The sequence below is a fragment of the Flavobacterium sp. P3_A6 genome, from assembly GCF_056403035.1.
The window spans coordinates 179155-191923 of record NZ_JBFUGG010000005.1 but is presented as its reverse complement, the minus strand read 5'-3'; the positions used below and the strand labels follow the sequence as shown (position 1 = coordinate 191923).

Annotated in this window: 12 protein-coding genes; 8 read left to right on the top strand and 4 right to left on the bottom strand. The window is 33.7% G+C overall.

All coding sequences use genetic code 11. The features are described 5' to 3' along the window. Nucleotides 1-33: 33 nt before the first annotated feature. Together fbaA and accD are read left to right on the top strand one after the other, a co-directional pair. Nucleotides 34-1101, top strand: coding sequence for a class II fructose-bisphosphate aldolase (gene fbaA / locus AC1DVP_RS07310; RefSeq protein ID WP_477182842.1), 1068 nt, complete (start codon nucleotides 34-36; stop codon nucleotides 1099-1101). Nucleotides 1102-1227: 126 nt separating this feature from the next. Then, nucleotides 1228-2082 carry an acetyl-CoA carboxylase, carboxyltransferase subunit beta gene (gene accD, locus AC1DVP_RS07305; protein ID WP_100433052.1) on the top strand — a complete coding sequence of 285 codons (855 nt, stop codon included), beginning with the start codon at nucleotides 1228-1230 and terminating at the stop codon, nucleotides 2080-2082. A gap of 80 nt (nucleotides 2083-2162) precedes the next feature. Here accD and AC1DVP_RS07300 read toward each other — a convergent pair whose 3' ends face one another. Both AC1DVP_RS07300 and AC1DVP_RS07295 read right to left on the bottom strand, forming a co-directional pair. Next, a complete protein-coding gene (locus tag AC1DVP_RS07300) occupies nucleotides 2163-3056 on the bottom strand; it encodes a cupin-like domain-containing protein (RefSeq protein WP_477182841.1) in 894 nt (297 codons plus the stop codon). A gap of 107 nt (nucleotides 3057-3163) precedes the next feature. Beyond that, the gene (locus AC1DVP_RS07295) at nucleotides 3164-4411 is read right to left on the bottom strand and encodes an ABC transporter permease (RefSeq protein WP_477182840.1); all 1248 of its coding nucleotides are present in this window, start codon (nucleotides 4409-4411) and stop codon (nucleotides 3164-3166) included. 244 nt (nucleotides 4412-4655) lie between these two features. On the opposite strand from AC1DVP_RS07295, the gene purH reads away from it, so the two are divergent. From purH to rodA, 6 genes are read left to right on the top strand one after another with little or no spacing between them, the layout of a single operon-like run. Then, nucleotides 4656-6182, top strand: a complete 1527-nt coding sequence (gene purH / locus AC1DVP_RS07290) for a bifunctional phosphoribosylaminoimidazolecarboxamide formyltransferase/IMP cyclohydrolase (RefSeq protein WP_477182839.1) — start codon at nucleotides 4656-4658, stop codon at nucleotides 6180-6182. A 54-nt stretch (nucleotides 6183-6236) separates the two neighbouring features. Further along, on the top strand, nucleotides 6237-7265 hold the full coding sequence (locus tag AC1DVP_RS07285; protein WP_100433056.1) for a rod shape-determining protein: 1029 nt from the start codon (nucleotides 6237-6239) through the stop codon (nucleotides 7263-7265). Nucleotides 7266-7318: 53 nt separating this feature from the next. Beyond that, nucleotides 7319-8146, top strand: a complete 828-nt coding sequence (gene mreC / locus AC1DVP_RS07280) for a rod shape-determining protein MreC (RefSeq protein ID WP_477182838.1) — start codon at nucleotides 7319-7321, stop codon at nucleotides 8144-8146. After that, nucleotides 8139-8645, top strand: coding sequence for a rod shape-determining protein MreD (gene mreD, locus AC1DVP_RS07275; RefSeq protein ID WP_477182837.1), 507 nt, complete (start codon nucleotides 8139-8141; stop codon nucleotides 8643-8645). The genes mreC and mreD overlap by 8 nt, the downstream gene beginning before the upstream one ends. After that, the gene (gene mrdA, locus AC1DVP_RS07270) at nucleotides 8642-10579 is read left to right on the top strand and encodes a penicillin-binding protein 2 (RefSeq protein ID WP_477182836.1); all 1938 of its coding nucleotides are present in this window, start codon (nucleotides 8642-8644) and stop codon (nucleotides 10577-10579) included. Before mreD ends, mrdA begins: the two co-directional genes overlap by 4 nt. A gap of 14 nt (nucleotides 10580-10593) precedes the next feature. Then, on the top strand, nucleotides 10594-11829 hold the full coding sequence (rodA, locus tag AC1DVP_RS07265) for a rod shape-determining protein RodA (protein WP_477182835.1): 1236 nt from the start codon (nucleotides 10594-10596) through the stop codon (nucleotides 11827-11829). A gap of 87 nt (nucleotides 11830-11916) precedes the next feature. Here the strand turns inward: rodA and AC1DVP_RS07260 are convergent, their stop codons facing one another. Together AC1DVP_RS07260 and AC1DVP_RS07255 are read right to left on the bottom strand one after the other, a co-directional pair. Beyond that, nucleotides 11917-12399, bottom strand: a complete 483-nt coding sequence (locus AC1DVP_RS07260) for a dihydrofolate reductase (protein WP_477182834.1) — start codon at nucleotides 12397-12399, stop codon at nucleotides 11917-11919. Nucleotides 12400-12410: 11 nt separating this feature from the next. Then, the gene (locus AC1DVP_RS07255) at nucleotides 12411-12743 is read right to left on the bottom strand and encodes a 2TM domain-containing protein (RefSeq protein ID WP_477182833.1); all 333 of its coding nucleotides are present in this window, start codon (nucleotides 12741-12743) and stop codon (nucleotides 12411-12413) included. Nucleotides 12744-12769: the final 26 nt, after the last annotated feature.

Below are 12769 nucleotides of genomic sequence, written 5' to 3'. Positions count from 1 at the left end.
AAAACTAAAAAAAACAATTAAAAGAAAATTACAATGGCACACAATATTAAACCCGGAGTAGCTACAGGCGATCAAGTACAAGAAATATTTAACTATGCAAAAGAAAAAGGTTTTGCGCTTCCTGCTGTAAATGTTATCGGATCTGATACAATTAATGGAGTACTAGAAACTGCTGCTAAATTAAACGCACCAGTTATTATCCAATTTTCAAACGGAGGAGCACAATTTAATGCTGGAAAAGGACTTTCTAATGCTGGAGAAAAAGCCGCTATTGCTGGAGGTATTGCAGGAGCAAAACATATTCATACATTAGCTGAAGCATACGGAGCAACTGTTATCTTGCACACTGACCACTGTGCCAAAAAATTATTGCCTTGGATTGACGGATTATTAGATGCTTCAGAAGCACATTTTGCAGCAACTGGAAAGCCATTATTCTCTTCTCACATGATCGATTTATCTGAAGAGCCTATAGAAGAGAATATCGAAATCTGTAAAGGTTATTTAGCTAGAATGAGCAAAATGGGAATGACTCTGGAAATCGAACTTGGAATCACAGGTGGTGAAGAAGACGGTGTAGATAACTCTGATGTAGATAGCTCAAAATTATACACTCAGCCAGAAGAAGTAGCTTTTGCTTATGAAGAATTATCAAAAGTTAGCCCAAAATTTACAATTGCTGCCGCTTTTGGAAACGTTCACGGTGTTTACAAACCAGGAAACGTAAAATTAACTCCAAAAATCTTAAAAAATTCTCAAGATTACGTTCAAAATAAATTCAGTACAGGTCCAAATCCTGTTGATTTTGTTTTCCACGGAGGATCTGGTTCTACATTAGAAGAAATCAGAGAGGGAATTAGCTATGGTGTTGTAAAAATGAATATTGATACTGATTTGCAGTTTGCATTTACTGAAGGTATCCGTGATTTTATGGTAAACAACATTGAGTACCTTAAAACTCAAATCGGGAACCCAACTGGTTCTGATGCTCCAAACAAAAAATATTACGACCCAAGAAAATGGCTGCGTGAAGGTGAGTCAACTTTCAATGCTAGACTTGAGCAGGCATTTGCTGACTTAAATAACGTAAATACACTATAAAAAGTGACAGTTTTAGTCTTTAGTGTTCAGTTCTTTAAAATACTGATTATTGAACACTAAAGATGATTACTAAATCGCAGAAAACTGAACACTATATTACATTACTGAACACTGAATACTATATAAATGGCTTGGTTTAAAAGAAAAGAAAAAGGAATCACTACGGCTACCGAAGACAAAATGGATATCCCAAAAGGGCTTTGGTATAAATCACCTACAGGAAAAATTATTGATGCCGATGAATTGGCTCGTAATTTATTTGTAAGTCCAGAAGATGGTTTCCATGTTAGAATTGGGAGTGAAGCCTATTTTGATATTTTATTTGACAATAATGAGTTTGTTGAGTTGGACAAAAACATGACTTCAAAAGATCCTCTGCATTTTGTTGATACAAAAAAATATGCAGACCGATTGAAAGAAGTAATGGAAAAAACGAAGCTTAAAGACGCTGTGCGTACTGGAGTAGGGAAATCCAAAGGAAAAGAAGTTGTGATTTGCTGTATGGATTTTGCCTTCATCGGCGGATCGATGGGAGCTGTTGTTGGAGAAAAAATAGCAAGAGGGATTGATTTTGCAATCAAAAACAGACTTCCTTTTGTAATGATATCCAAATCAGGAGGTGCCCGAATGATGGAAGCTGCTTATTCTTTGATGCAATTAGCAAAAACATCTGTAAAATTGGCACAGCTTTCTGAAGCAAAACTGCCTTATATTTCTCTTTGTACCGATCCGACAACAGGAGGAACTACAGCATCTTATGCGATGTTAGGAGATATCAATATTTCAGAACCTGGTGCATTAATTGGATTTGCGGGACCACGCGTAGTAAGAGATACTACCGGTAAAGATTTGCCGGAAGGATTTCAAACTGCTGAGTTCTTACTTGAGCATGGTTTCTTGGATTTTATAACACCAAGAAAAGAATTGAAAGATAAGATTAACTTATACTTAGATTTGATTCAAAATAATCCTATTAGATAGTTTTAAAACTTCTAAAAACACAAAATCCCAAGGAAATTTTCTTGGGATTTTGTGTTTTTATTTAGTCTGAAATGATAATTTTAAATATACTGTCTTTTTGGTCTGTCTTTTTTTAGTTCTTTTTCGGCAATTTTGAAAGCCAATTTTTCTCTCCATTTTGCATAACGCTCTTTGAAAACTACTTTTACAGCGCTATCTACTGCACCATGCATAAACAAACTCCAAATACTGGCTGCTTTCCTAGTAAATGATTGATCCCAAGCGCGCAGAGTCAAGGAAAAAGAACCGTCAATGTAGCGCATCCAATGCCACATTCCTGTAGGCATAAACAACGTATCTCCATGTTCTAGAAAAACTTCATACCCTTCAACTCCTTTTAATGCTGGGAATTTTTCGAAATCTGGATTGGCAACATCATAATCTTCTAATGCATAAGTGGTATTAGGGATACAGTAAAGCCGTTTTTTCCATTTATTATCAAATAATATAATGTGTTTTCGGCCTCCAAAATGAGTGTGAAAAAGGTGTGGCAAATCAATGTCATAATGTAAAAAAGTAACCGCTTTGGATCCGCCAAAAAACATGGCTGGCATACTTTCTATAAAACCGCCCATTAAGTCTTTGGGTATTTTTATATCATTAACTAATTCTGGTCTGTGCTTGAAAAGATTGAAGAAAAAAATGCGCAGCTCTGTAGGTTCTCTTTTTATTAAATCCAGGTACTCACCAAATTTCATACTGGCAATTGAGGCATTGATTACTTTGGCTGGATCTGCTTTGGAATTATCCACGAGCTTTACTTCAATATCTCCAGCTATTTCTTTGAAATAATCGGTTGACCATTTTTCACGAGCTGACCAATCGTTTGTTAATCCTTTTATAATTAAAGGTTTTCTTTTGTCTAAATAGTTTTTCTTAAAATCCTCTCTAGTAATAGAGTCAACTGTATCTACATTTTTTAAAATAAAGCTCATCTATCAGAATATTAAATTATTGGATGTTTATCCAAAACTAATTAAATATTTACCGCTCACCAAAATTTACACTTAAATAACAATATTTTAACGACGCAGATAACGGCTTACAGTCCAGTTCTGATAGCTTCAACAGGGTCTAGCTTGGAGGCTGCAATTGCAGGAATAATGCCAGATATAATTCCTACAATAATTGATAATCCTGAACCAATTAAAATATTCAGCAGACTTAATACAAATTCAAAATCTAATAAATTAGTAAGAAGTATAGAAGTAATCCAAACTATAAATAAACCGATTATCCCCCCAATTACGCAAAGGATAATTGCTTCAAATAAAAATTGAAATAAAATAAATCTGTTTTTAGCACCTAATGATTTCTGAATCCCAATTAAATTCGTTCTTTCTTTTACAGATACAAACATAATATTTGCAACACCAAAACCGCCAACCAAAAAAGAAAAAATACTTATACAGATTCCTCCAAATCGCAAAGTCCCTAAAAATTGATCTATGATTTCTAAAAAACCTGCAAAAACATTAATGAAAAAATCATCAATCTCTCCTGCTTTTAATCCTCTGAAATTTCTAAGCTTTTGTGAAATTTCACCTTTATACTCTTCCATATCCACCCCTTTTTCAGGTTTGAATATGATAACATTCGTTAAATTAGGATTGTTATCTCCATACATTTTTCGAACAAAGTTAACAGGAATGTAAGCTGAGGAGTCATTACCGCCTCCAAAGGTGGATCCTTCTTTTTTTAGAACTCCTATAACGGTAAACCGCTGTCCATACAGTCTCACGTTTTTTCCAATAGCTTCGGTGTCTTCAAAAAGCGATTTTGCTATCTCGGCTCCAAGTACAATCACAGGAGCACCAGAATTTGCTTCAGACTCATTATAAAATCTGCCTTCTTCAAATGTTAATCCTTCAATGTCAATAAATTCATGAGAAACCGGCATTATTTGCACAGCACTTACAACGTTAGATCCATATTTAATAGATTCGCTTTTGGTAAATATGCGGTAACCCAATTCATCTGTATGCGTCATTGCGTCTTTCAAATAAATATATTCCGAATATTTTACATTAGGAAACTGTTCTCTTTTCCATTGGGGTATGTCTGAAGGGCCAAATGGGAATTTCAATAAATAAATGGTGTTTTTATCCATACTGCTCAAATCTTTGGAAATTTTTTTCTCCAAAGAGTCAACAGCAGCAAGTACAGCTATTATCGAGAATATCCCAATAGTTACCCCCAATAAAGAAAGAAATGTTCTTAATTTATTGCTTCGCAAAGCATTCATGGCAAAACCAAAACTCTCTTTTAATAATCGTAGGTAAACTAGCATATTTTTAAAATTTGTATTACTGTAAAATTCTATCTTTTTATTTCTTCTGAAAAGTATTTAAAATTTGGTTGTCAGAAACCGCTTTTTTATTTTAATAAGAAGAAATTTCATCCCAGCGGTTATAAAAAACCTAAAAAAATATATTTAACAATAGGTATGATATTTTAAGAGATTGTTACATCTTTTTTATTGAATTATATTATCAAAAAAAACTATTTTTGCACTCTAAAATTATAACTACTCAATGAGCACAACAAAAACAATCCAATCAGCATTAATTTCGGTCTTTTCAAAAGATGGTCTTGAGCCAATTGTTAGAAAATTACATGAGCAAAATGTAATTTTTTATTCTACAGGAGGCACGGAAGAATTCATTAAAAATTTAGGGATTCCTGTAATACCTGTTGAAGATGTAACGTCTTATCCATCAATTCTTGGCGGAAGAGTAAAAACGTTACATCCGAAAGTTTTTGGAGGCATCCTAAATCGTCAAGACAACGAAAGCGATGTACAGCAAATGAAGGAATATGAGATTCCTCAAATTGATTTGGTAATTGTTGATTTATATCCTTTTGAAAAAACAGTAGCTTCTGGAGCAAGTGAAGAAGATATAATCGAAAAAATAGATATCGGCGGAATTTCATTGATTCGTGCTGCCGCAAAAAATTTCAAAGACACTGTAATTGTAGCTTCTGTTGATCAATACAGTTTGTTTTTGGACATGATTACTGCTCAAAACGGATCAACGACATTGGCTGACAGAAAGTTATTGGCAACTAAAGCTTTTCATGTTTCTTCACATTATGATGGTGCAATCTTTAACTATTTTAATACAGATGAAACAATATATAAAGCTAGTATAGAAAACGGCCAAGTATTGAGATATGGTGAAAATCCACATCAAAAAGGATTCTTTTTTGGAGATTTTGAAGCGATGTTTACTAAAGTTCACGGGAAAGAATTGTCATATAATAATTTGCTTGATGTTGATGCCGCAGTAAATTTAATTCATGAATTTAAAACTGATGATCCGACATTTGCTATTTTAAAACATAATAATGCCTGCGGATTGGCAACCAGAAAAACCATTTCCGAAGCATACAATGTTGCTTTGGCTTGTGATCCAACTTCTGCTTTTGGAGGTGTATTGATAGCCAACGCTACTATTGATATTGAAACAGCCAATGAAATCAACAAGTTATTTTGTGAAGTAGTTATCGCTCCGTCTTATGATGCTGAAGCTATTGCTATTTTGCAAGAAAAGAAAAATAGAATTATATTGATTCAAAATGAAGTTGAATTGCCTCAAAAACAAGTAAGAACGTGTCTTAACGGTTTGTTAATTCAAGAAAGAAACAATATTACTGATACTAAAGCGGACTTAAAAACCGTTACAACAACAGCACCTACAGAGCAAGAAATTGAAGATTTGATTTTTGCTTCCAAAGTGTGTAAGAATACTAAATCAAATACAATTGTTTTTGCTAAAAATGGAACTTTGATATCTTCGGGAACGGGACAGACTTCAAGAGTGGATGCTTTATTGCAGGCGATCGAAAAAGCAAAAACTTTCGGATTTAGCTTAGAAGGCGCTTCAATGGCAAGTGATGCTTTTTTTCCATTTCCAGACTGTGTAGAATTAGCTAAAAAAGCAGGAATAACTGCGGTAATTCAGCCGGGAGGATCAATCAAAGATGAATTGAGCATTAATTATTGCAATGAAAACAATCTTGCGATGGTATTTACAGGAACACGTCATTTTAAACATTAATTTGTTTAACTTTGTGCGTAATTTATTTATAACTTTTTAACCCTTAAAAGGCATATGGGATTTTTTGATTTCATGACCGAGGATATTGCGATAGACCTTGGTACAGCAAACACTTTAATCATTCACAATGACAAAGTCGTAATTGACAGTCCGTCTATAGTTGCGCGTGATAGAATATCAGGCAAAATTATTGCAGTTGGTAAGGAAGCCAACATGATGCAAGGGAAGACGCATGAAAACATTAAAACAATCAGACCTTTAAAAGATGGTGTAATTGCTGATTTTGATGCCTCTGAAAAAATGATCAGTATGTTTATCAAAAGCATACCGGCATTGAAAAAAAGAATGTTTACACCTGCCTTAAGAATGGTTGTATGTATTCCTTCAGGGATTACCGAAGTGGAGATGAGAGCGGTAAAAGAATCTTGCGAAAGAGTAAACGGTAAAGAAGTTTATTTGATACATGAGCCTATGGCGGCGGCAATTGGTATCGGAATCGATATTATGCAGCCAAAAGGGAATATGATTGTCGATATAGGTGGGGGAACAACAGAGATTGCGGTAATTGCATTAGGCGGAATCGTTTGTGACAAATCGGTTAAAATTGCCGGAGACGTATTCACCAATGATATTGTTTACTATATGCGTACACAGCACAACTTATTTGTTGGGGAAAGTACTGCTGAAAAAATAAAAATTCAAATTGGTGCGGCTATTGAAGATTTAGAAACTCCTCCGGAAGATATGTCAGTTCAAGGGAGAGATTTATTAACGGGAAAACCAAAACAGGTTGAGGTGTCCTACAGAGAAATCGCAAAAGCATTGGATAAATCGATTCAGCGAATTGAAGATGCCGTAATGGAAACATTATCTCAAACTCCTCCCGAATTAGCAGCCGATATCTATAATACGGGTATCTATCTTGCAGGTGGTGGATCGATGTTGAGAGGACTTGACAAAAGAATCTCCCAAAAAACAGATTTACCGGTTTATATTGCTGAAGATCCGTTGAGAGCTGTTGTAAGAGGAACTGGAATGGCACTTAAAAATATTACAAAGTTTAAAAACATTTTGATTAAGTAATATCTTTTACTGAAATCAGTTTATATCTAACATTCAATATATACAGTTAAGAAATGCAGCAAATATTCTCATTTATTATAAAAAACAGTAATAGAATACTGTTTTTGCTGCTTTTGGGTATTTCATTATCTCTTACCATTCAGTCCCATTCTTTTCATAGAAGTAAAGTTATCAGTTCCGCTAATTTTTTGAGTGGCGGTGTTTACGAAAAAATAAATTCTATAGAAGAATATCTTCATTTGAGAGAACAAAATAATGAACTTGCGATAGAGAATGCTAACTTGAAAAGTTTGCTGTTTAAAACTCAAGATTCTGCCAAGATTCCAAATTTAGACAGCTTAAAAGGTGTTTTGCCCAAAGATATTGTTGTGTGTAAGGTCATTCATAATTCTTATAATGTGGTTGAGAACTTTTTAACATTAAATGCTGGAGCCAAGTCTGGAGTTAAACCTGATATGGGAGTTATAAACAGCTTAGGAATTGTAGGTATTACTGATGATGTATCTGATAATTATTCGACCGTAATTAGTATTTTGAATATCAAATCGCAAATAAATGCTAAGATAAAAAACTCAGATCACTTTGGGACATTGAATTGGGATGGAAAAAACGCTGGTTTTGTACAATTGATTGATGTTCCAAGATTGGCAACCATAAAAAAAGGCGATACTATCGTTACTGGAGGACAATCAGTAATATTCCCTGAAAATATAGGAATTGGTACAATTGATAAAATATTCATTCCTGATGACAAAACACATTATTACAGAATAAGCGTAAAACTATTTAATGATATGACCAATTTAGGCCATGTTTATATCATAAAAACTGAAAACAGCGAAGAAATTAAAAATTTAGAAAACCAAAGAAAAGATGAATAGCACGTTGTTAGTGAATATTTTTCGTTTTGTGCTCCTATTAGCTTTACAAATTCTAGTTTTTAATAAAATGAATTTTGAAGGTTATGTTAGTGCGTTTCCTTATATTCTTTTTATCATTCTTTATCCAGTAAATGGAAATAAAGCCAATCTTCTTATTGCCAGTTTTTTTTTAGGTTTGATTATGGATCTATTTTGTAATTCAGGAGGAGTTCACGCTACTGCTTGTGTTCTTCTGGCTTATTTGAGACCCGTTTTTTTTAAATTTTCATTTGGTCTTAGTTATGAGTATCAGACCATTAAGCTAAATGATGTATTAACGCCTGAACGGTTCACTTTTATCTTATTGGCTGTTATAACACATAATAGTGCATTGTTTTTATTGGAATCTTTTCAAATCTCTTTTATTTTAGATGTTTTGATCCGAACAGTTTTAAGTACCCTATTTACTATATTAATCTGTATTATCCTTATTTACCTTATAAAGCCAAATAAACGATGAGAAAAGTCTTGTTGCCAGCTTTAATTATTATTGGTGCATCTTTATTAATCATACGTGTTTTTTACTTGCAGATTATTGACGATTCGTTTAAACTAAAATCGGAAAATAATGCCATAAAAATAAAATATGATTATCCGGAGAGAGGTTATATTTATGATAGAAACGGTGTTTTATTAGTTGCCAATCAGCCTTCTTATGACATCATGGTTATACCAAGAGAACTAAATAAAACGGATACTCTTGAGTTTTGTAAATTATTGAATATAACCAAAGACGATTTCATCAAAAGAATAGAAAAAGCCAAAGTATACAGCCCGAGATTACCCTCTGTATTTATGGCTCAATTGAATAAGAATGAATTTGCCGCATTTCAAGAAAAAATCAGAAAATTTGAAGGTTTTTATTTTCAAAAACGCTCCTTGCGTGATTATGAAGTGAATTATGGAGCCAATATTTTTGGATTCATAACACAGGTAAATGATAAGCTAATTGAAAAAAACCATTATTACAAGAGTGGGGATTTAATTGGTAAACAAGGAGTTGAAGAAAGTTATGAAAAAATTCTTCGAGGGGTAAAAGGAGTAAAATATTTTCAAAAAGACAAATTTAACAGAGAAATTGGTTCTTATAAAGAAGGAAAATATGACACTATTGCTGTTCAGGGTGAAGATATAAATCTTACCATAGATTCCGAAATTCAAAAATATGGTGAACAGTTAATGGTAAATAAACGAGGAGGGATAGTTGCTATTGAACCTAGTACAGGTGAGATTTTAGCACTTGTAACTGCTCCGTCCTATGATCCTGGAATTTTGGTGGGAAGACAGCGTTCCAAAAATTACACAAAATTATATCATGATTCTATTGCAAACCCGCTTTATGACAGGGGGTTATTGGCTCAGTATCCGCCGGGATCTCCATTTAAAATTATGACTGGTCTTGTTGGATTACAAGAGGGGGTCATAGATGAAAAAACTACTTTTGTTTGTAATCATGGTTTTTATTATGCTCCCGGCCGATTTCAGCGTTGTCATTGCGGTGGCGGTGTATTGGATTTTCATGTTGGTATTTACAAATCGTGTAACGCTTATTTTTCGAATGTGTATTTGAGGACTATTGGCAAATATAAAAGCACTCCTTACGCTGTGGATGTATGGAGTAATCATGTTAAGAGTTTTGGATTAGGTCAATTTATGGGTTACGATTTACCAACGGGTAAAAGTGGAAAGATTCCTACTTCAAAAACATATAAAAGAATGTATCCAGGGTGGGGTTATAGTGGGAAAACGATTATTTCTAATGCTATCGGTCAAGGGGAGGTATTGGTGACTCCTATTCAGTTGGCGAATATGATGGCGACAGTAGCCAATCATGGGTATTATTACACGCCTCATATTATTAAAAAAATAAAGGGAGAAAAAATAGACACCAAGTTTACGACTAAGCATGTGACGACCATTGATCCAAAATATTTTCCTCCTATGATAAGTGGACTCTTTGATGTTTATAACAGAGGGACAGCTTATGCATTGCGAGTTGAAGGAATTGATATTTGCGGAAAGACGGGAACAGCCGAAAATTTTGCTAAAATTGGAGGCAAAAGAGTTCAGCTAAAAGACCATTCTATTTTTGTCGCTTTTGCACCAAAAGACAATCCAAAAATAGCCATAGCAGTTTTGGTCGAAAATGGTGGTTTTGGAGCAACTATTGCAGGTCCTATTGCCAGTTTGATGATTGAAAAATATCTTAGAAAAAAAATCACAAGAACTGATTTGGAAACGCGTGTATTGAACACGAGTTTACAGAGTCGATATGCAATATTGGGAGGGCTTTCGGAAGAAGTAAAAGAGGAATTAAGAATTAAGGATTCTATTACCCAAAGTAAAGCAAAAGCAGCTTTACAAAAAATTGACACAACTAAAACCAAAAAATAATACATTCATATCAAATGAAAAATCAAAGTTTATCAAGCAATATTGATTGGATATGTATCATTATCTATATAGCACTTGTGTTTATGGGTTGGTTAAATATTTATTCTTCTTCATTGTCTTCGACAGAGGGAACTTATGAAAAGCAAGCTATTTTCATTGGTTTAACTGTTCCAATGATTTTTATTTTATTGTATATTGATGGTAAATTTTATGAAAAATATGCCAGTATCATATTTGTCATTTCTTTAATATCACTTGCTGGTCTGTTTGTGTTTGGTAAAACAATTGCGGGACAGCGCTGTTGGTATGGATTTGGAAGTTTTACATTGCAGCCCTCTGAATTTGCAAAAGCGGCAACCTCATTAGCTATTGCTAAATACCTCAGTGATACCCAGATAAATTTAAAAGAAGTTAACAGGCAAGTACAGGCATTAGCCATTGTTTTTTTACCGGTTATGCTTATTTTACCGCAGCCTGACCCAGGAAGTGCTTTGATTTACAGTATTTTCATCATTGTTTTATTTAGAGAAGGGTTGCCTGCTTGGTATGTCTGGACTGGTTTTATAACTGTTTTGCTGTTCATGCTGACATTGGTGTTAGAACCCCAGTATGTTATTTTGATATCGCTTTTGGTCATTGTTCTAGTTCATTATAAGTCAAGAATTGCTGATCGAAATATAGTGTTGAGCAGTATTCTATTTACAATTATATCAGGATTTGTTTTATCTGTAAACTATGTTTTTACAAATGTTTTCAAACAGCATCACCGTGACAGATTTAATATATTGTTAGGTAAAGAAGTAGACATGAAGGGTATTGGATATAATACTAACCAATCTGAAATTGCTGTTGGTTCTGGAGGCTGGTTAGGTAAAGGATTTCTTGAAGGTACCCAAACTAAAGGAGGTTTTGTTCCGGAACAGCATACCGATTATATTTTTACAACTGTTGGCGAAGAATGGGGATTTGTTGGTTCTTTGGTAGTAATAGCGCTTTTTACAGGCTTGTTTCTTAGAGTGATTTATCTAGCAGAAAGACAAAAAACCAAGTTCAGCAGAGTATATGGTTACTGTGTTGCGGGTATTTTATTTACCCATTTCTTTGTAAATATAGCAATGGTTATTGGCATTTTTCCAACTATTGGAGTACCGTTGCCTTTCTTTTCATATGGGGGATCAGGACTTTGGGGATTCACTATTTTATTATTTATTTTTATTAAAATGGATGCTAATAAAGTGAATGAATGGTAGCCTTTAATCAATTTTGTTGTTAGGTAAATTATTGAATTTTAATAATTTAAACTCAAAACTTAAGCGTTTTATATTTTAAGTCTAAAATTATATTTTGATAAAAGTTTGATACGTATACGCAAATTGGTGTTTATCGTCTATTGGATTAAATTCGGCTTGGATTTCTTTCCAATCATCAGAATTGATTTCTGGGAAAAAGGCATCAGCTTCAAAACTATGATGCACTTTCGTGATTTCTAACTGATCAGCGAACGGAATGGCTAGATTATAAATTTCCCCTCCGCCAATTATAAATGAAGTTTCATTTTCTGGGCAAACAGCAAGAGCTTTTTCAATGCTATCCACCACTATACAATCTTTTGGATTATAATCTTTTTGTCTGGTTATTATAACATGCGTTCTATTGGGAAGCGGTTTGGGGAAGCTCTCAAATGTTTTTCTCCCCATTATTATATGGTGGCCAGTAGTTAAGGCTTTGAATCTTTTGAAGTCATTAGGTAAATGCCAAACTAATTCGTTGTTCTTTCCCAGAGCATTGTTTTCGGCAACTGCGGCAATCATGATAATCATAATGTTAGGATTTATTTAGAATTATTGTCCTCAATTTTGGATTGTAACTGGGCTATTTTTTTTTTCTGTAACGCTACTAGCCGGTCAATTTGGTCTCTTTCCCAATATTTATTCATGAATCTATCGGTAATGAAAACCTTTATGAAATGCAATACAAAAACAAATAGCCATAGTGTAATAATCCAAATACACCAATTTAATTCTATTGCTGTTTCAAAAAAATATACAGCAGTGAATAAAAAAATACTGCACAATGTAAAGAAAACAAAATGGTAATACAATCTTTTCTTTTGCTTTATGCGGTTTCTGGCATATTCATATTGTTCATGTAATTCTTTTTCCATAAAGTAGAATTTTGCTTATAAAGGTA